We start from the raw sequence: 19,759 nt of genomic DNA on the forward strand, positions 1-19,759 counted from the left end.
AGTTCTGATGAATGTTGTCCTTTGTCATCAAATTGCTGATTTTGATACCCTTGGGGCAGCCGTTGGTCTGACCCGCCTTTATCCGGGGACGAAAATTGTCTTGACCGGAGGGACCCATCCCAAGGTGAGGGAGTTTTTGGCCTACCATCGCGATGAATACCCTCTCATTGAAGCAAGAGCCGTTGATCCTAGGCAATTACGGCAGATTTGGGTGGTGGATACGCAGTGGCGCCGCCAGTTGGGGCCAGCAGCAGGATGGCTAGATCACCCCCAAGTACAGATTGGCCTGTATGATCACCATTTGGAGATGACAGGGGATATTGTCCCGCAGCAGCAATGGTTAGAACCTGTGGGGGCAACCAGCACCATTATTTGCGAACAGTTGCAGAGCGCAGAGATTCGCCTTACACCCACAGAAGCAACGGTTCTCGCCCTGGGGATTCACGCGGATACGGGTTCCTTGACCTTTGAGCAAACTACGGTGCGGGATGTGCAGGCCTTGGTATGGCTGTTGAGCCAAGGGGCCAATCAGCGGGCGATCGCCACCTATGCCGAGGCTGGCTTGAGTGCAGACCTGCAACCCTATTTGCAGCAGGCGTGGGCAAATCTCCAGCAAGTGGTTTATCAGGGCTATCGGCTGGGCTGGGTACTGCTGCGCACAGCGGAGTATCTCCCCGGCCTCTCGCGGTTAATCACCCAATTGGCAGATCTGAGTGAATGCGATGCCATTCTCCTGGGCCACTCCTATCGCCAACATCATCTCGCCATTATTGCCCGCAGCCAAATTCCCAATGTCAATGTTGCCCATTTACTGGCTCCCCTTGGCGGGGGTGGCCATGCCCAAGCCGCCGCAGTGACGATGACCACAGACCAGCCGCAGGCGGTGCTCAAAGAGGTATTTACAGCGCTCCAAGCACAAATTCCCCATCCGCCAACGGCAGCAGAACTCATGTCCTCACCCGTGCGAACGGTACGTCCAGAAACCCCCATTGCCGATGCCCACCGCGTCTTGCTGCGCTATGGCCACTCTGGTCTGTCGGTGGTGAGTGCCGCAGGAGAACTTCAGGGGATTATTTCACGGCGGGATTTGGATGTAGCGCTGCACCACGGCTTTGCCCATGCCCCGGTCAAAGGGTATATGAAAGCACCAGTGCGCACGGTTTCCCCCACAACGCCACTGCCAGAGATCCAAGCCCTCATGGTGCAGTACGATATTGGGCGGTTACCAGTGGTGAATGAGCAAGGTGATCTGGTCGGAATTGTCACCCGTACCGATGTGCTGCGCCACCTTTATGCCCTCGGCCGCGAAACGGAAACGGTCTGCCCCTTGCCAACCCTAAATCTTTACGAGGCACTGCAACAACGGCTGCCGGAGCAACTGTGGACACTACTACAACGGGCGGCAGCGATCGCCAAGGAACGCGGCTGGCAACTGTACCTTGTTGGCGGTGCAGTGCGGGATCTGCTGCTGGCGATCGCCCAAGGGAATCACCATTTACCGACACGGGAGTTTGATTTAGTGGTGGATGGGGTACAACAGGAGGAAGCCGCCGGCGTGCATTTGGCACAAGCACTCCATGACCTCTACCCAGAAACCGATTTACAGATCTACGGTCAGTTTCAAACCGCTGCCCTCCACTGGCCGAAAGTCTCGCCCTTGGCCGGGTTTGCTGTGGATATTGCCACCGCCCGCAGTGAGTTTTATCCCTATCCAGCCGCGCATCCGGAAGTGGCCGCCAGTTCGATTCGCCAAGATCTCTACCGCCGCGACTTTACAATCAATGCCCTAGCCATGCGCCTGACACCACCGCGCCATGGGGAGGTTCTGGACTTCTTTGGCGGACGGGAGGATTTGCAGCAGCGACTGATTCGGGTGCTCCACCCCAATAGTTTTATTGAAGACCCGACGCGGATTTTTCGAGCCGTGCGTTTTGCTGTGCGCCTTGGCTTTGACCTAGAGCCGCAAACCCGCCAGTACATTGAATATGCCCTGACAAGCGGCGTCTTTGCCACCCGCGATCGCGCGCCCCGAGAGGGCGATCGCCCGCCCTCAAAACGGCCTTCCCTACAAAGTCGGCTGCGCAATGAACTGCGCCACATCCTTGAACTGCCCCTTGCGCCAACCGAACACTTTGGCGGTGAGCGTGCCTTGACATTACTAGCGGAGTTGGGTGCCCTTGAGTGTTTGGATCGCCAAGTCACCTTTGACCAGGCGGCCAAGGTGCGCTTGAAATTGGTTTGGGAGTGGTGGCCCGAGGTTCCTGAGCGGCGAGAGTGGCAAACCTTTCCCCTGTGGGAGCTAGAACTCTTGGCCTTGATTGTGACTGTCCCCACTGCTGGGGCGATCGCCCGTCAACTGCAACTGGGGGAGCACATCTGTGCGTGGCTCGACACCTTTCCTCAATGCCAACAGGAATGGCAGACATTGCGGCAGAGCCAGCAACAGCGCAGTCGCTACTATGAATTCTTAGAAAGTCAGCCCCTACCAGTGATTGTGCTTTTGGCAGCGGTACAGCAGGCCCAGGGTAGCGAAGCCGATTTAGGGGATGTCGCCCTATTGCGGGAGTATCTCTGGCATTGGCGATTGCAAAAGCCGCCCTTAAATGGCCATGATTTGCAACAATTGGGCTATCCTCGCGGGCCTCAGTTACGGCAAATTCTCCTTGCCCTGCGATCGGCAATGCTCGATGGCCTTGTCAGCGATCGCCCCAGTGCCATTGCCTATGTTGCAGCCCATTTCCCCAAACCATGAATTGGTTTCGCCCTGTCATTGGTCAGCCAACCGCTGTCCAACTTTTGACCCATGCCCTCGATCGCCAGCGACTTGCCCCCGCCTATCTCTTTGTTGGACCTGAGGGGGTAGGCCGTGCCCTCACTGCCCGCTGTTTTCTGCAAGGGATTCTCAATGAGGCCAGCGATCTCAGCAACCACCCCGATGTCCTCTGGATTGAACCCACCTACAGTGTCCAAGGGACACTCTACACTCGGCGCCAACTCCTCGCCGCTGAGAAGGAGATTCCCCGCAGTGCCCCCCAGATTCGCCTCGAGCAAATTCGCCAACTCAGCCGTCACCTCAGCCAACCGCCGATGCGTGCGTCGCGATCGCTGGTGGTCTTGGCCCAAGCGGAAACCATGAACGAAGCTGCGGCCAATGCCCTACTGAAAACCCTCGAAGCACCGGGGCGCGCCACGTTAATTCTCATTGCCCCCAGTCCGTCAGCGCTCTTGAATACGATTGTTTCCCGCTGTCAGAAAATTCCCTTCTATCCCCTCAATCGTCACGATGTCGAACAGGTATTGAAACAGGTGGCGCCCCCTGAGTTTTGGCACGAGGTTACTCCCGCCCTTTTGGAGTTGGGGGCTGGCTCTCCGGGAGCGATTCTGCAGGCGTGGCAAACATGGCAAGAAATTCCTGAGGCGTTTCGCCACCTCGGTGAACAGTTAACTGCCCCCCTACCTCTGCAAACTGCTTTGGAATTGGCACGGGACATCACTCAATCCCTCGATGTGGAACGGCAGCTTTGGCTTCTCAGTCTCATGCAGCAACAACTTTGGTATGGGGAAGAATTCCCTCGGTGTGTTGCGGTGCTTCAGCAATTGGAGCGTGCTCGCCAATATTTACAGCAGTACGTTCAGCCTCGCCTCGTCTGGGAGGTGTTACTGATGCAGTTGGGGACCGTGTGATAGGCTATCGGCAGCAGTTGGGAAGATGATTGGACAGATGATGGCGAAGCAACAATGGTTGGGGGCGATCGCGATCGCGGTACTCTTGGGGGGATGCCAGTCGGCAATGAGTCGCTTAGACTCACCGGCAGTCGCGCGTCCAGAAAGTGAAGGGGTCGCTGCCGATGTGGCTGTGGCACGCTTGGCACAATTAGACGCTGATACAACCCTCACGGGTACCACTCGCCCCTACCGTGAAGTAATGGTGCGATCGCAGGTGGAAGGCCAAGTGATTCGCCTCGGTGTGGATGTGGGCGATCGCGTGCAATCGGGGCAACTGTTGGCGGAGGTGGATCCCGTTGTCCTCAAAAACGCCGTCTTTGAAGCAGAGGCAGAATTGGCTGCCCGTCGCAACGAGGTGATCCAAGCCCAAGCCGCCGTCAATCGCGCCCGTACAGCCGTCGAAGAAGCCCGTCTTACCCTCCAACAGGCGGAAAGTGATGCCCGCCGCCTTGAAACCCTGCTGCGAGAGGGTGCCGTCTCAACGCAAGCAGCGGAACAGGCACGCACAACGGCGCAAACAGCACGGCAGGTACTGCGGTCTCGTGAAGCAGAGGTGGTGACTGCGCAACAGGGGGTGGCCGTTGCCCAAGGACGAGTACAAGCCCAAACCGCCTTTGTCCAACAGGCACGGGCACGGTTGAATCAAGCTCTCCTGCGATCGCCCCTCAATGGCGTGGTGCTAGAGCGACTAACAGAAGTGGGCAACCTACTGCAACCAGGGGGAGAAGTTCTCCGCCTTGGCGATATTCGTCAACTCAAAGTTGTTGTGGAAGTCTCGGAACGGGAATTAGCGAGATTAGCTCCCGGCCAAAGAGCAACCGTGACGTTGGATGCCGTGCCCAACCGCCCCTATGAAGGACGGATTACGCGAATTTCACCTGCCGCCGCCGATGCCCGTCTGATTCCTGTAGAAGTCGTGATTGACAATGCCGATGAACGCTTGGGCAGTGGTTTACTGGCACGGGTCGCTTTCCAAGGAGCGAATGCGCCGCGCTTGATGATTCCCCAATCCGCCCTCAGTGGTTTTGAGGAGGGGCAACTATCCTCACGGCAAGGCAGCGTTTTTGTGGTTGTTGGCGATCGCGTACAGGCGCGGCAGGTCACCCTTGGTCAACGGCGGGAGGGCAAAGTGGAAATCCTCAGTGGCCTGAATGCCGGCGATCGCTACGTCGTCCGTTCGGGTCGCCCCCTGCGGGACGGGGATAAAATTCGCCCCAGCATCCTCTCTGAAGGCTAACTAGAGGTTTATTGGCGCACAATTGTCTCGTAGGGGTGCCACGAGTGCAGTGCCCGCAGTTGCGGTGTTTTCTTTTGCTGGTGGGCTTCCATGCGGGCAAGGACATCATCGAGGATATCCACTGCCAGTCCCACATAGGGGCCTTTGTTGAGCATGACACACTCCGCTCGCTCCGCCATAGCGGCATCAGTGATTTCCGCACGGGAGGGCACGCCTTTTTTCACCAAGTTTTCAAGGACTTGGGTCGCCCAAACCACCGGCACATGGGCAGCTTCACAGAGCCAGAGGATTTCCTCCTGCATTTCCGCCAAGCGTTGGTAGCCAATTTCAACCGCGAGATCGCCCCGGGCAATCATGACGCCAAAGGGTTGCCGCCCCGCCGCTTGGATGATCATTTCTGGCAGTGCCCGAATTGCTTTCGGGGTCTCAATTTTGGCAATGATGCCCATCTGGTCAGCGCGATCGCCACAACAATGCTCCAGTTCCCGTTGTAGTAGGGCAATATCCTCGGCGGACTGGACATAGGAGTAGCCAATGATATCGGCATGGCGGCAAGCAAAGGCCAGATGCTCGCGATCGCTCTCGGTCAGCGGACACAGGCGCAAATCACTGTCGGGAAAGTTCAAGCCCTTGGCCACTTTCAGTCGCTGCCCTTCCTTGCAGTGGGTAATGGTGAGTTCTACCCCTTGGGCATCTTTGCTGACAATGCGACCGCCAATGTGGCCATCGTCAATCCAAACCCGCTGCCCCACCTCTAACTGGGGCAAAATTTCTGGCAAGGAGCAGGTGAATTGCGGTATTGCTCCGCCATCAGGGCAAATTTCCGTCGTTAGCCGCAGGCGATCGCCGCCGTGGACGCGCACCGTTTGCGGAAAAATGTCAGCAATGCGGGGTTTTGGTCCCCCCAAGTCCATCAGAATTTTGCAGGGTTGACCGGTAATGTGGCTTGCCGCTTGCAGGTGCTGAATCATCGCTTCCCAAGTGGTGGGGTCATCGTGGGCACAGTTGATGCGGGCACAGTTCATCCCCTTGCGCAGGAGCGTAATACTCCATTGCGGGTCCGTGGCCGCTTGCGTAGGGAGCGTAACCATAATGCGCACATGGCGTTTGCCACGAATCGAGCCAAAAAGTTCTGCCGTTTGGCGGCGCAGTTGGCGATCGCCCGCAAAAAAAGCCTCTAAGGGCGGGGGGGCAGTGACTCAGGGGTATGGCACAGGGCGCCGAGGGTATTGATCACCGCATCCAAATTGGGGAGCACCCGCGACTCAATCCGTCCTAAGGACGATAACCCCCAAGGCATCAAGGCCATTTGAACTGCCCGTAGGTCCCGCCAGCGCAAGGCCAAATAGTAGGCAAGATTGCGCGCACTAGGTATAAATTCGGATCGCTTAATTCTTGATTGCCACTGTTGAAAACGAGCTTCCCCCTCTTTGGTAATTTCCTGCCGCAGTTCTAACAGGCTATGGAGCAAGGCAATGGGTGAAACTGGTACCGTTGGTGCCTCCAGCAACATGACCGCCTCCTACGATAGTTTTTAAAGGATTTCATGATTGGGTTGAACTCATGACAAAGCAAGATTTCATAAGGGTTTGAGGAAATTTTAATGATTGTTGAAAACAATGAATTGATGGCTGAACAGTACCCCTCACTGCAAAACACAAATAAACACTTCTTTACATCAACGGCCTGCAACGAACGGTCGTGTAGGAACCGTCGTGCTTTCTGACACAACTCTATCTATCCTTCAGTATATCTACTAACCTTTTTCGAGAATCTTAATTTTCTCCCAAGCAAAAGGATTAAGAGTTACTACAAGCGTTCCAAACCGATTTCCCAGTTCTGTTATGTTCTCAATAGAGATGTTGATTGTCTTGCCCTTACCAGTGCCCCTATGGATCGTCATCCTTCGTTGCAGTTACTCAAATACTCCTATCAGTCCGCAGTGGCCTGGTGCCAAGAACACGGCTGGACAGATCTCTTTATTGAGCAGTACCAGTATTGGGCGTTTCCGCCGGGGGGAGTGATGCCCCTACCCTTGCCCACTGAGGGGCTGCAATTCATTGAACTGCCGCTTGCCTTCTCGCCGCAGCAACGACGCCTACAGATGTTAGCGCTGGCGATCGCCCTAGTCACCACGAGCTTGAGTGGCTGGCTTCAGTCTTTGTTGCCACTGGTCATTGGCTTTAGCTGCTGTGCCCTTTTGATTGCCGCCCAAGAACCCTAGGGGGAATTCCTGATACACTGGAAAGCTGGCCTGTATGCTAGCACTTCTCCTTGATTGGCTCATCTTCAGCAATAGAACAACCACCTGTCTTAGCGAGTGGGACTCAGTTCTACAGTCCCGGCTATTCCTTTAGCTATGAAGTGGTCGGTGCCTGTTGTCGCCTTTTTGACCGCGAGCAGTTGCCTTGGCCCTGTTGTCGCATCGCTTGGCGCAGCAAAGAACCCAGTTGGCGACGCATTGGCCGGCGGCTCGTCCTCGATAGTGCCACAAAACGACATCCCAGCTATTGGGTACGCCACATTGAAACGGGGGCAATGATGGTGATTACGCTCTATGGGGTGGACCTAACCCCTAGCGATCGCCAGTGGTGGTACGGCAAGGGCTAAACTTATTGCGAAGAAATTGCAAAAGCGCACGGGTAGTTTTAGAATACCTTTTAGCTTGAATTTAGGAGAGATTCTCAACTATGCAGAAAGTAGGTCGCCGTGTATTGCTTGGCATGGGCGCGGGAGCGACGGCTTATGTTGCCCACCACCTCTGGAATCAACGCTCTGAATCCAGCAATGCCCAACAGCGACAGGCTGGGGGTGTGATCAATGTCTATTCGGCACGGCACTACGACACTGACAAGGCCCTCTACAACGGTTTTACGCAGCAGACGGGGATTCGTGTCAACATTATTGAAGCTGAAGCCGATGCCCTGATTGAACGGATTCGCAGTGAAGGCAGTCGCACTCCCGCTGATGTACTCATTACGGTGGATGCCGGTCGCTTGTGGCGAGCACAGCAAGCCGGTATTTTGCAGCCGATTCAGTCAAGGGTACTCAATAGCGTTGTGCCAGCAAACCTACGGGAGCCTGAAGGACACTGGTTTGGTCTCTCGCGGCGGGTGCGTGTCCTGATTTACGATAGATCCAAGGTGAATCCCAACCAACTCTCCACCTACGAGGATCTGGCTAATCCCAAGTGGCGGCGGCAGATTCTTACTCGCAGTTCCAGCAATGTCTATAGTCAATCTCTGACGGGCTCATTATTGGCCATTCACGGTGCCAGGAAAACGGAAGACTGGGCACGGGGCCTGGTGCAGAACTTTGCCCGCCCGCCGGAGGGAAATGATACCGCCCAAATTCGTGCCTGCGCAGCGGGGGTTGGCAGCATTGCAATTGCAAATCACTACTATCTAGCACGGTTGATTGCCTCAGATAAAGCAGAAGATCGTGCAGTTGCTGAGAAGGTGGGTTTATTTTTCCCCAATCAGCGCGATCGCGGTGCCCACGTGAATATCTGTGGCGGCGGTGTAGTGGCGGGTGCCCCCAATCGTCAGGCGGCAATTCGCTTTTTGGAGTATCTGGTGAGTCCCAAGGCGCAGGAAATGTTTGCAATGGCCAACTTTGAATATCCAGTGCGCTCCGGAGTACCCTTGCATCCGATTGTGCAGCAGTTTGGCAAGTTCCGAGGGCAAAATGTCAATGCAGCAGTTTTTGGCCGCAACAATGCCGAGGCTCTGCAGATTATGGATCGGGCGGGGTGGCGCTAAGGTTCTAAAATGAGCGATCGCCCCCGTTGATCGTTGCCTGTGTCTTGCCCCCTCATTGCCTACACGATCCTTCTGGCTGCTGCCCTCCTTGACTTTGGTCTTGGGGATCCTTGGGGCTGGCCGCATCCCGTGCGCTGGATGGGAGCCTATATCCAATCCCTCAGCAACAGGTTCAACTATGGCCAAGGCTGGCCAGTTTGGGGACAGCGGTTGGGGGGAGCGCTGCTGACACTGAGCTTAATCCTAGGTTCTGCCCTCATCAGTTGGGGGGTAGTGGCACTGGGGATGGCGATTTCGCCCCTCCTCGGTTGGGGGATTGCAGTCGTGGGCACGGCCAGTGGCTTTGCAGGTCGTAGTCTGCGGGATGCAGCGGCAGAGGTATTGGCACCTTTGGTGGCTGGCAATCTTGAGGAAGCACGCCAGTCCTTAGCCAAGTATGTGGGTCGCGAGACTGCCCACCTAGAGTCGCCTGAGATTCTGCGGGCGGTTCTGGAAACAGTGAGTGAAAATACCACTGATGGCATGATGGCACCGCTTTTTTATGGAGCGATCGCCACCCTTATCGTTCCGCAACTGACCCCTTTGCCCCTCGTCATGGCCTACAAAGCTGCCAGCACCTTGGACTCAATGATTGGCTACCGCGAGCCACCCTACACCCACTGGGGATGGTTTGCTGCCAAAACCGATGATGTGCTCACATGGTTGCCCTGTCGGTTGCTCGTCTTTCTGGTTGCCCTCTGCTCCGGGCAGTGGCAGCGAGTGTGGCAGTGGTGTTGCCGCGATGCCCCCAAGGATCCGAGTCCCAATTCCGGTTGGAGCGAGTGTGCCTATGCCGCCACTTTCGGGGTACGACTGGGGGGTACGAATACCTATCGCGGCACGGTGAAAGTAAAACCCTTTTTAGGAGAACCGCTGCACCCCATTGACCAAAGGACGATTATTGGGGCTCTGCGGCTCAGTCGTTCTCTCTACCTGATCACCCTCACAGCCACAGGTGGCATTGTTTTATTGTGGAACAAAGTGTTTTCGATTTAGCAGTTCATCTTGGTCAGAATCGTTTAGAGTAGATGCACTAAGAAATAAAATTTAGAAACATTGGCCGTGGTTCAGCCCTCTCCTCTGCAAGACCAGACACTGGCCGCTTCCTCCCTTTCCATGGGCGATCGCCTGTTGGAGACGCTCTTTACTTATAGTGCCCAAGGGCTACTGCTGATTGGTGTTTCTGCCACCCGCCCACCTCAATATCAAGTCATTAGCGCCAACAGCATTGGCCAGCAGCTTTTGGGGAATCACTTCTCCGTGGCTTCACTGTTTTAGGATAGAGCATTACTAACATTCTTTGATCAGTGTTGGCAGCAGCAAATGCCCCTGCAAGGTTGCCATCGGGGACTCTGCTTCACCATGGTTCCCCTCAGGGAGCCAACATCAACAGCAGGGTTCATTGTTGCCTTTCTCCAGCATGAACCAAGCCATAGCCCCCTCGCTGAAAATCCGCAGCGCTTGACCCAATTAGTGGATCAACTCTTGGGGTTTATCTTTTCCTGTGAGAGTACACCACCGTGGCGGTTGACGTACCTGAGTCAGGGCTGTTATGGCGTGACGGGCTATACCCCTAGGGAATTTTATAGCCGTGGTGACCAAGGTTGGAATCAAATCACCCATCCTCAAGACTTGCCCCTTGTCAATGAGACCCTACAGCAGGCGATCGCCCATGCCAGCCCCTACGACATCGAATACCGCATTCTGCACCGCGACGGTCACCCCCGCTGGGTACGCGAACAGGGCATTCCCGTTCTGAATGTCCAAGGCCAAGTGATTGCCATTGATGGGGTGATTACCGACATTACCGCGTGGAAGGAATTGCACGATGCCCTCGATCAGCCGATAATTCACCTCAATGAAAGCTTGGGCAACGACTTTTGCCGCGGTTTAGTGCTTTATCTGAGTCAGCGATTAGGCATTGATTATGTCTTGATTGGTGAACTGACTGGCCCCCAGCAGAATTGGGTGACGACGCTTGCCCTGAGTTATCGTGGTGAACTCCAACCCCCCTTAAGTTATAACCTTGACGATACCCCCTGCGCGTCAGTTCTAACAGCCGATACCTGTTTTTACAACCACGGTGTGGCACGTCTGTTTCCCAAGGATGAAATGCTCAGAGACTTGCAGATTGAATCCTATATTGGCGTGCCCCTGCGCAATGCAAAAGGGGAAACTCTCGGCATTCTTGCCCTTATGCATCCGCAGCCCCTTGAACGGATTGCCGTCATTGAAAGTCTGCTGAAGATCTTTGCCGTGCGGGTGACTGCTGAACTAGAGCGGATCCGCGCTGAACGCGCACAACAAGAGCGTCAAGCTCAACTGGATCAGCAACTGCGCTATGAACGCCTGATTAGTACTGTCGCCAGTGAGTTTATCAATCTGCCCCTAACGCAGATTCCCCAAGCCATCCACAAGGTGCTGGGTCTCTTAGGGGAAATGACGGAGGCCGACCGCGTTTATCTCTTTCAGCCTGATGATAGCGAGGGCACCACATTTTCCAACACCTATGAATGGTGTCTACCGGGGATCGAGCCACAACAGGAAAATTTGCAGGGGGTGCCCGAAAGGGAATTTCCCCTCTTTTTCGAGGCGCTTAAAACCCAAGGCTGGGTACTATGGCCGACCATGCAAGCGTTACCGACCGATGCCCCCGATCGCCAAGGGATAGAGGCACAAAAAATTCAATCGCTATTGGCAGTTGCCCTCAAACACGGTTCACAATTGATTGGCTTTTTGGGCATTGACTTTGTGCGTCAGCCCCAACCCCACCTAGAGAACTTTCTACCCCTGCTACAGGTGATGGGGCAGGTGTTCACCAATGTGCTGGAGCGCCAAGAGAGCGAGCGATCGCTCCGCCTTGCCGAGAGCCAGTACCGCAGTATTTTTGAAAACGCCACAGAGGGCATCTTTCAATCCAGTCCCAATGGTCATTACCTCAAGATCAACCCCGCCCTTGCCCGCATCTACGGTTATGACTCCCCAGCGGAGCTACAAGCCCACATCACTGACATTGCTGGTCAGCTCTATGTCAATCCTCGTCGCCGCGAAGAGTTTATCCAAGCCGTCACCGCCACTGGTACTGTTACCGACTTTGAATCGCAGGTCTATCGCAAAGATGGCCAAATCATTTGGATTTCCGAAAATGCTCGGGCGGTCTATGACGATAAAGGGCGACTCGCCTACTTTGAAGGCACCGTTGTGGACATTACCGATCGCAAGCTCTCAGAAAGTACGATCCATTACCAAGCCTTCCATGACCTGCTCACGGGGCTGCCCAATCGTGCCCTGTTTGACGATCGCCTCCCCATGGCTCTGGCTGAAGCTCGCCGACAACAACAGCGGGTAGGCGTGATGTTTTTAGATCTCGATCGCTTCAAAATCATTAACGACACCCTTGGCCATGCCGTTGGGGATCAGCTATTGCAGCAGGTAGCAAAACGCCTCGTCCACTGTCTGCGGGAAACCGATACCGTAGCGCGTTGGGGCGGTGACGAATTCACTGTGATCTTGCCCATGGTACACCACCCCAATGATTTGGCCATTGTGGCTGAACGCATTCTCTGCGCCCTCAAGCCCGAGTTCATGCTCGATGGCCACCATCTTCACATTACGACCAGTATTGGCATTGCCGTCTATCCCGATCACGGTCAATCTGCCGATGTTTTGCTGCGCAATGCTGACATCGCCCTGTATCGCGCTAAGGAAACAGGCCGCAACACGTATCAGTTCTACACCAATTGAAGCATTACTGCGTTGGCACCATCTTGCTCTATCCCAAACACTTTATTGATATTGCTGAAGAAAATGGTCTGATCGTTGCCATTGGCCGCTGGGTTCTCCAACAGGCCTGTCGCGACTGCCATACATGGCAACAACAGGGATTAGCTGGGGTAGGAGTAGCGGTAAACCTCTGGGCACGGCAATTTTTGCACATGAATCTTGTCGAAGAACATTATCGCGGCTATCCCTCACGTCCAACGAACCCAGTTAATTCTTCTAGAGTTGCATACCCTTGGGGTGGGGATTACGCTGGATGATTTTGGCACAGGTTACGCCTCATTGAGCTATCTGAAACAATTCCCGATTACTGGGCTAAAAATTATCGCTCGTTTATCACTGACATTGCAAGCGATCGCCAAGACCAAGCGATTGTCAAAGCCATTATTGAGTTAGCCAACGGTTTAGAGATTCCCACCGTCGCCGAAGGCGTAGAAACTTGGGGGCAACTCCTCCACCACCTTGGCTGTAAGGCCATTCAAGGCTACCTGCTCACAGAGTCACTTCCCTATTCCCAAGTGATCCACTGGTCAATTCCTCAAATGTCGTTGAGATGACAACACTTTCGATAGGTGTGAGAGCAGAATCCCTTGTGTAGTTTTCCACATCAGGCTAGGATGATGAGTCGATTGGCCACTCCGCTTCCCTACATTGCCGCGCCTTAACCCCCACCTGCTATGCGAGGATTAGGGAGTGCAGGCTAAACATGTTCGATGTGTACCTATGCGGTTTTATTGGCTGAGTGCGGTAAGTCGTCTGAGTATGATGTTCTTGGCAGCGGGCTGTCAAGCGGCAACGGTGCCGTCAGCGCCAGTAGCAGTAGCTGCAACGGTTACGCCGTCCCCCGTCGCTGTATCTCCCCTGTACACTGCGCTGGATGAGTTTGGCCAGCCCCAGTTTCAAGTGGATGGGCGGAACCTGTTTCGCGATCGCCCCTTGCCCTCGCACCGCATTAGCACCGCCCCGCTGAAGCTGCTGCAAGTGTTGCGTAGCACTCGCCAGTATTTTCAAGACTTTAGTGACACAGACCCCATTACTCAGCGGGAGGGAATTCTGGCGATTCAGGGGGTGACGCTGCCCCAAGTCCTCGACACCCTAGATTTCATGATTGCGACGCTCACGGAGGATATTAGCCGCAAGCGCCCGATTCGTTTGCAAGATCCCGCATTTATTAATCAGCACTTTCGCGTCCTTCAATGGCTGCCCCACAATCCCCGCAATCCGAATCAAACTGAGGAATTGCGCCTCACCAACTACGCGGTATTTACCCATCGCGGATCACGCACCCGCACAAAGACATACAATACAGCGCTTTATGCTCTGCCGCCCCGTGTTCCCGATCAACCTGAGGACTTATTCTATAAGCAACTGACAAAGCAACAGGTACTGGAAGGGATTTTTGAACCGGGTGGCTCCCTCTATGGACGGGTGAAACCCTTGGCCTACTTGACGAGGAGAGGACTTGAGGATGCCCTGATGCAGGGGACGATTCTGGTGCAATTTACCGATGGCACTGAAGCCTTTTTCAATGTGGATCGCAATAATGATATTCCCTTCGTCAAGGGGGTTGATCCCTACGAGCAGCGACGCTACTGGTATTTTCGTCAAGTCCCTTTCCTTAAGGGCTATGGCAGCACCATCGAAAACAAAATCAATACCCAACCTGAGGTGACCTTTGCGGGGGATGTCTGGAATATCGGTCTTGGGCGAGTCATTGTGGTTGAAGATACCCAGGGCGGTCAGCCTAAACTGCGCCTCGGCGTGATTGCTGATACGGGGGGAGCCTTTATGCCCAATCTCTATCAGTTGGACTTTCTAGCGGGCATTTTTCCTGACCGTGCCAGCTATCAAGCGGCTGCCCGTCGCATACCCAATTACGTCCGTGCCTATGTCTTGATTAAGAAATAAGCCTAGCGCTGGCTGAGAAATTTATGGGTTTGGGGAATGACGCGCACATGGGTCAGCCGTGCCTTGAGTTGCCCTTGCCATGTGAGCACTTGTGCTGGGGTGGGTGGAGGGGTACAACGACCGGTACCTACGGGCGTTACAGGTTGGAGAAAGACGGGAATGTGGGGATTCACGCTGGCCACAAGGGCACTGAGACGATCAAGATCGGCAGGGTCGGTCGTTTGGGAGATAATCACTTTGCAAAAGACCTCGACAGGGGCGCGATCGCACAGGCGCAAAAAGGCTTCATGGGCTGACCAATGGCACTCACCACTGACGCTGGGAAGTTTAATGTCCATGCCGACACTATCAAGGTAGGGAAGAATTCGCGCCAGCGCTTCTGGATGATGTCCGCCAGTTTCAAGGTAGAGGGGCAGGGAGCTATGGGCCTTGAGGAGGGGCAAAAATGATGCCAGTGTTGCAGCATGGAGCAGCGGTTCGCCGCCGGTGAGGCTAATACTGTCGTGGATGGGGGGAGTATTGAGCTGCTGTACAGCTTCGAGAATATGGGCAGCAGTGACGGGATTGGGAACGGTTTGAAAGTGGCGATCGCCGGCCTGCTCTTCAATTAGGGCATGGGCGGGAACAAACCATGTGTGGGCACTGTCACAATAGGTGCAGCGGAGATCACAGCCCGCCAAACGAATAAAAATTTGCCGACACCCCACATTGGCGCCTTCCCCTTGAATCGCTGAGAACATCTCCACCAAAGGAAGCGTGATTGGCGCAAGGGAGAACTGATCGTTAGTTTGCTGCTCTTTTACAAAAATCACAGGGGATGTGCAAGCCTGATCACAATCGGGCACTCTTTCCGATAGTACCTTAAAGATAGTTAGCGTGTTCAGTAGGTAAGTGCTATGTCTGCCCACCGTTTTGGCCTTCCGTGGCTACTTGTCGGTACCTTGGCAATGGGGATGGGTGCCCTGCCAGTCATTTTGCCATCGTTACCTGCTGTTGGCCAAAATTCCCCTAGCGAAGCCAGTGAGTTCGATCGCTACATGCAGCGGGGGTATCAACTCACCGCCAAACGCGACTATCAATCCGCCTTGGTGAATTTCCGCCGTGCCCTTAGTTTGCGTCCTGGTAACCGCTATGCCCTCACGGCAATTAGTAATGTCGAGGCCTATGTTGCTCGCGATCGCTACGCTGCCCAATCGAGTAACCGTCTGACCTTTGTACCCACAAATCGCGGCATGCCAGGGCAACGGATCGCAGGCGCCACCCGCTTTGGTGAATGTACCCAAGGCTCTCTCACCAAAATTGTTGCCCTTGTTCCCGATAACAACTTGGGTATGACGGCTGCGGCCAATCCCAGTCTCTTTTTCTTTGTTCCCCAAAGCACCGCCAAATCGGCGGAACTGCTGCTGCTCTCCGAAGCTGGCGATCTGCTCCTCAGCCAACAAGTGCCCCTCAATGGTAAAGCCGGCATTTTACCTGTGACGGTGGATGCCAGTAAGGCGAAGCTACAACCGGGGCAAAAATACCAGTGGATCTTCTCCCTGACCTGTAAGCCCAATGAACCAGATGCCAATCCCTTTGTGACGGGCTGGATTGAGCGAGCTGAACTAGACAGCAACCTTGCCCAAGTGATTACCACCATGCCTCCGGCCGATCGCCTGCCCCTTTTGGTCACCAGTCAACTCTGGAACGATACCTTGGCAACCCTTGTGGAGTTGCAGCAGAGCAACCCCAATAACGCTGCAATCAAACAGCAGTGGCAGGATGTGCTCAAGAGTGCCGGCATTGATCCACAAATTGTCCATATGCCGCTGTTGCGCTAGAGGCTCCTGTGCCGATATTGAGGGCGGTTGGTTGACCCCAAACCCCCCATCAAGTTGCATTAGGATAGAAAATAGGCCGCATTCACAGGAGCGTGCGTCATGCTAAAGATAACTCGATCGCCATTCCCCCTTTGGCTAACCAGTATTGTGCTCCTTGGAGCGATCGCCCCCCTGCCTGCCTTGGCACAACGGGCGGCGGGTGACATTGTGATTATTGGCAACTCTCCCAATGACTGGGGCCGTAATCAACGCTACTGGAATCATTTGCTCAACCTTTCTGGAGCAACGGCAGCCGCTTCTACGCCGACAACGTCAGAGACGCCCCAAGAAGTCGATCCCAAAGTGCTGGAACAACAGCTCCTACGCAATATCCGCGTGGGGCAGCCGCAGCTTCAGCCTGTCCTGAAGTTACCGGGGTCTTCAGTGGTGACAGGCACCGTGACGAACAATAACCGCCAACCGGTAACCATCCAGTCCATTAACTATGAAGTTGTGGGACCTAATGGCCAAATTCTGCAAACGGGTGCGGCGACGCCAGAACCGGCAACGGTAGGTCCCGGCCAGACAGTGACCTATCAGCAAATGCTCCCTACTGTGCCAGCGGATATTGGGGCACGGGTGCGGCTGAGTCAGCCAGCGGTGCAGCTCCAAGGGGGTGTCTAGACCCCTTCGCCTCGGGATCACCGGGGGGATTGCCTGCGGTAAATCTGTGGTGGCTGCCTATTTGCAGCAGCGCTATGGTGTGCCCATTGTCGATGCCGATGTATTAGCGCGGCAGGCGGTTGCCGTCGGGACACCCATTTATCAAGCCATTGTCGATCGCTATGGGGATAAGATTCGCCGTAGTGATGGTACCCTCAATCGCCCCCGTTTAGGGGAAATTGTCTTTGCTCAGCCGCAGGAGCGCCAATGGCTAGAGGCGCAAATTCACCCTTGGGTGATTGCCGCGATGGAACGAGCGATTCGCGCCTGCGATCAGGCTCTAATGGCCTTGGTCATTCCCCTGCTGTTTGAAGCGCATCTTGAAGGCCTTGTGGATCACATTTGGGTGGTGGCCACGACACCTGAGCAACAATTAGCCCGCCTTGAGCAGCGCGATCGCCTCTCTGGACATGCAGCCGCCCAACGCCTAGCTAGTCAACTGCCCCTAGAGGAAAAAATTCGGCGGGCAGACATGGTGCTCTGGAATACTGGTTCTCTTGAGGAACTTTACCGTCAGGTGGATCAGGCCTTTTCCCTACTGGGCAGAAATGGCAAGGGAGGTTAGCCCCATTGTCACCTGTTGCAGAAAACTTTCTGGATTAATCGGCAAGGGAATGTAGCGATCGACCCGTGGGTCATTGCCCTTTGACCCCAAAATGAAAATCTTGAGTTGCTCAGGGGTGCAGCGTTGTCGCAACTGATTCACTAGCTCCTGCACATCCCCATAGCTAAAGGGTTCCGCCAAAAGAACGGCAATGGGAGTCAGTGCCAGCAACCGTTCCACTTCACCATCAACGAGCCAAATCACTTGATAGCCTGCGGTGGTCAAAATAGAACAGATCAGTGTGGCAGTGGCCTCATCCTCACTCACAAGCACAATTCGCCCCTCAGGTTCGACCAGTACATCCGTTGTTGACAGAGGCGGGACATCTAGCTTGAGTTTCGGGGGTTCTGGCAGAGGGTCTGAAGGGATTGCCGGCAGCCCCACCGTAAACGTACTGCCTTTGCCTTCGGTGGAGTCCACCTCAATCCAGCCATGGTGCAGATCCACCCACTGCTTGGTGAGGGCTAACCCCAAACCTGCCCCGGTATAGGCACGGCCAAAGGAGCTATCCAACTGCTGAAACTTTTGAAAAAGCAAGGGTTGCAGGTGCGCAGGGATACCAATGCCATTGTCCTGCACTTGGAAAATCAGTTCATCCTCTTTCCACCATGCCCGCAGAATCACTTCCCCCATGGCAGGGGTGAACTTAATGGCATTGCTGAGCAGGTTAATGAGAATTTGCTGGATGCGGCGATAGTCTCCCCAAAAGCGATCGCGACTAGGGGGAATCATCAGTTGGTGGTGCAGGTTCACTTGATGGCGATGGGCTTGGGGTTTGACGACTTCAATGCAATCCGTACACAGTTGCCGAATCGAAAAGGCGCTAGGATGCAGGTGCGATCGCCCCAATTCCGCCTGCGAAAGATCAAGAATGTTGTTGATCAACTCCAGCAGGTGGGTGCCACTCTCATGGATAATTTCCAGGTACTCCCGCTGTTTTGCCGTCAGAGGACCTAGAGGCCAGCGCAATAGGGTGGCAGAAACCCCAATCACACAAGTCAGAGGCGTGCGCAGTTCATGACTCATGGTCGCCAAAAAGTCATTTTTAATGCGGTGGGCGGCTTCCATGGCACTTAAAGCTTCCCGCAGCGCTTGGGTGCGTTCATTAACCCGCTGTTCAAGGGTGACCTTTTGCTGTTGCAGTTCGCTGTAGAGCTGCGCTTGGTAAATGGCAATGCTCAGGTGTTGACTGAGGTGGGTGAGAAACTCAATTTCTTGGGGGTGCCACTGGCGGGGGCGATCGCACTGGTGGGCAATGAGGACTCCCCAAAGTTTTTCTTGCACAAGAATGGGCACAATCAACCATGCCTTGATCTGCCAGCGGGCAGCAAAGGACTGAAGACAGGGCACCTCAGCATAGAACTGCTGTATGTCATTGACCACAATGGCCTCACCATGGCTCAGGCGCTGATAGCTACTGCTGGGTAGGGCTGACCACTGCCAACATTCATCCCATAGCCCTAGGACAGATGGAATGCCCCCATCGCGGCAGGATTCATAGGTAATTTGCCCGTGCAGTTTCCCTTGGGTCTCACCGAATTGCCCCACCAGCAACCGATCCACATCCAGAAACTCGCGAATCCGATCCACGGCTGTTTTCAAGAGTTCAGGCAGCTCAAGGCTCTGGCGAATTTGGGTTGTCACCTGATGCAGCAGCCGTTCTTGGGCTTGGCGTTCGTTGAGGGCAGCCGTCACTAGGGGTTGGCAACTTTGGCACTGGGCAGTGGTTTCTTCACTGAGAGTAGCCATGAGGGCGATCGCCAGATCAGCGGGCAACATCTGTTCCTTGGCACTTAGGGGGGTCAGTTGCTGCAAGACAGCGCGAATCAGGGGGCGGCGGCTCACAGGAACTTGGCTACGGATTTTGCGCAAGAAGCGGGCGATCGCCACAGGCTCAGTAAGAATTTCTACTCGGTAGGCACTCATCTGCGGTACAGGTTCTGCCTGCAACAGCAGTGCAAAGGTCTCTGCCACGACGACAAGAAAAGGGGCGTCGGCAGACGCGATAACATCTTCACGGGTGAGGACAGTTGCCCCACGATGACTAGCTTCTGCGAGCAGGACTGTGGCGATTCGCTCGTAGAAAAATGCTGGTAAAATTCGATCAAAGACGGGCTGGCGCATAGTTTTTTAAGTTCAATCCTTGATCGGGTCATCGCAGAACGTGGCATCGCCATGCGGA

16 protein-coding genes and 2 pseudogenes are annotated in these 19,759 nt (G+C 54.8%); 15 read left to right on the forward strand and 3 right to left on the reverse strand.

The window, feature by feature from the left end; translation table 11 throughout:
• Window positions 1-7: 7 nt before the first annotated feature.
• The 3 genes from IGQ15_RS02415 to IGQ15_RS02425 are packed head-to-tail and all read left to right on the forward strand — an operon-like array spanning window position 8 to window position 4,963.
• On the forward strand, window positions 8-2,752 hold the full coding sequence (locus IGQ15_RS02415; protein WP_297048359.1) for a CBS domain-containing protein: 2,745 nt from the start codon (window positions 8-10) through the stop codon (window positions 2,750-2,752).
• Window positions 2,749-3,684: a DNA polymerase III subunit delta' gene (locus tag IGQ15_RS02420; RefSeq protein ID WP_297048311.1), complete on the forward strand. Its 936-nt coding sequence runs from the start codon at window positions 2,749-2,751 to the stop codon at window positions 3,682-3,684. The genes IGQ15_RS02415 and IGQ15_RS02420 overlap by 4 nt, the downstream gene beginning before the upstream one ends.
• A 40-nt stretch (window positions 3,685-3,724) precedes the next feature.
• Window positions 3,725-4,963: an efflux RND transporter periplasmic adaptor subunit gene (locus IGQ15_RS02425; protein WP_297048313.1), complete on the forward strand. Its 1,239-nt coding sequence runs from the start codon at window positions 3,725-3,727 to the stop codon at window positions 4,961-4,963.
• Window positions 4,964-4,971: 8 nt separating this feature from the next.
• Here the strand turns inward: IGQ15_RS02425 and IGQ15_RS02430 are convergent.
• Window positions 4,972-6,476 (reverse strand): annotated as a pseudogene (locus IGQ15_RS02430) (pyruvate kinase).
• A gap of 378 nt (window positions 6,477-6,854) precedes the next feature.
• Between IGQ15_RS02430 and IGQ15_RS02440 the strand changes: the two are divergent.
• The 9 genes and pseudogenes from IGQ15_RS02440 (at window position 6,855) to IGQ15_RS02475 (ending at window position 14,451) form a co-directional block, all read left to right on the forward strand.
• The gene (locus tag IGQ15_RS02440) at window positions 6,855-7,187 is read left to right on the forward strand and encodes a hypothetical protein (protein WP_297048318.1); all 333 of its coding nucleotides are present in this window, start codon (window positions 6,855-6,857) and stop codon (window positions 7,185-7,187) included.
• 50 nt (window positions 7,188-7,237) lie between these two features.
• The gene (locus IGQ15_RS02445) at window positions 7,238-7,573 is read left to right on the forward strand and encodes a hypothetical protein (protein ID WP_297048320.1); all 336 of its coding nucleotides are present in this window, start codon (window positions 7,238-7,240) and stop codon (window positions 7,571-7,573) included.
• Between the two features lie 80 nt (window positions 7,574-7,653).
• Window positions 7,654-8,724 carry a Fe(3+) ABC transporter substrate-binding protein gene (locus IGQ15_RS02450; RefSeq protein WP_297048322.1) on the forward strand — a complete coding sequence of 357 codons (1,071 nt, stop codon included), beginning with the start codon at window positions 7,654-7,656 and terminating at the stop codon, window positions 8,722-8,724.
• Window positions 8,725-8,763: 39 nt separating this feature from the next.
• A complete protein-coding gene (cbiB, locus tag IGQ15_RS02455) occupies window positions 8,764-9,759 on the forward strand; it encodes an adenosylcobinamide-phosphate synthase CbiB (RefSeq protein ID WP_297048324.1) in 996 nt (331 codons plus the stop codon).
• Between the two features lie 66 nt (window positions 9,760-9,825).
• Window positions 9,826-10,041 carry a hypothetical protein gene (locus IGQ15_RS02460; RefSeq protein WP_297048326.1) on the forward strand — a complete coding sequence of 72 codons (216 nt, stop codon included), beginning with the start codon at window positions 9,826-9,828 and terminating at the stop codon, window positions 10,039-10,041.
• 45 nt (window positions 10,042-10,086) lie between these two features.
• A complete protein-coding gene (locus tag IGQ15_RS02465) occupies window positions 10,087-12,507 on the forward strand; it encodes a diguanylate cyclase (protein WP_297048328.1) in 2,421 nt (806 codons plus the stop codon).
• Window positions 12,504-12,803, forward strand: a complete 300-nt coding sequence (locus IGQ15_RS02470) for an EAL domain-containing protein (protein ID WP_297048330.1) — start codon at window positions 12,504-12,506, stop codon at window positions 12,801-12,803. Before IGQ15_RS02465 ends, IGQ15_RS02470 begins: the two co-directional genes overlap by 4 nt.
• Window positions 12,784-13,100: pseudogene (locus tag IGQ15_RS11980) on the forward strand (EAL domain-containing protein). The gene IGQ15_RS02470 and the pseudogene IGQ15_RS11980 overlap by 20 nt, the downstream one beginning before the upstream one ends.
• Before the next feature lie 166 nt (window positions 13,101-13,266).
• Complete coding sequence (locus IGQ15_RS02475) at window positions 13,267-14,451, forward strand: hypothetical protein (protein WP_297048332.1); 1,185 nt, start codon at window positions 13,267-13,269, stop codon at window positions 14,449-14,451.
• A gap of 2 nt (window positions 14,452-14,453) precedes the next feature.
• On the opposite strand, the gene IGQ15_RS02480 is transcribed toward IGQ15_RS02475, so the two are convergent.
• Window positions 14,454-15,191, reverse strand: coding sequence for a 7-carboxy-7-deazaguanine synthase QueE (locus IGQ15_RS02480; RefSeq protein ID WP_363315765.1), 738 nt, complete (start codon window positions 15,189-15,191; stop codon window positions 14,454-14,456).
• 156 nt (window positions 15,192-15,347) lie between these two features.
• Between IGQ15_RS02480 and IGQ15_RS02485 the strand changes: the two genes are divergently transcribed.
• From IGQ15_RS02485 to coaE, 3 genes are all read left to right on the forward strand, one after another.
• Window positions 15,348-16,271 (forward strand): DUF928 domain-containing protein, encoded by a 924-nt coding sequence (locus IGQ15_RS02485; protein WP_297048335.1) that lies wholly within the window; start codon window positions 15,348-15,350, stop codon window positions 16,269-16,271.
• Window positions 16,272-16,370: 99 nt separating this feature from the next.
• Window positions 16,371-16,934 (forward strand): FxLYD domain-containing protein, encoded by a 564-nt coding sequence (locus tag IGQ15_RS02490; RefSeq protein ID WP_297048337.1) that lies wholly within the window; start codon window positions 16,371-16,373, stop codon window positions 16,932-16,934.
• The gene (gene coaE / locus IGQ15_RS02495; protein WP_297048339.1) at window positions 16,927-17,538 is read left to right on the forward strand and encodes a dephospho-CoA kinase; all 612 of its coding nucleotides are present in this window, start codon (window positions 16,927-16,929) and stop codon (window positions 17,536-17,538) included. Before IGQ15_RS02490 ends, coaE begins: the two co-directional genes overlap by 8 nt.
• On the opposite strand, the gene IGQ15_RS02500 is transcribed toward coaE, so the two are convergent.
• Window positions 17,509-19,701 carry an ATP-binding protein gene (locus IGQ15_RS02500; RefSeq protein WP_297048341.1) on the reverse strand — a complete coding sequence of 731 codons (2,193 nt, stop codon included), beginning with the start codon at window positions 19,699-19,701 and terminating at the stop codon, window positions 17,509-17,511. The genes coaE and IGQ15_RS02500 overlap by 30 nt on opposite strands.
• Between the last annotated feature and the right edge of the window lie 58 nt (window positions 19,702-19,759).

Origin of the sequence: Thermosynechococcus sp. M98_K2018_005 (assembly GCF_015295825.1) — a bacterium.
Classification (GTDB): domain Bacteria; phylum Cyanobacteriota; class Cyanobacteriia; order Thermosynechococcales; family Thermosynechococcaceae; genus Thermosynechococcus.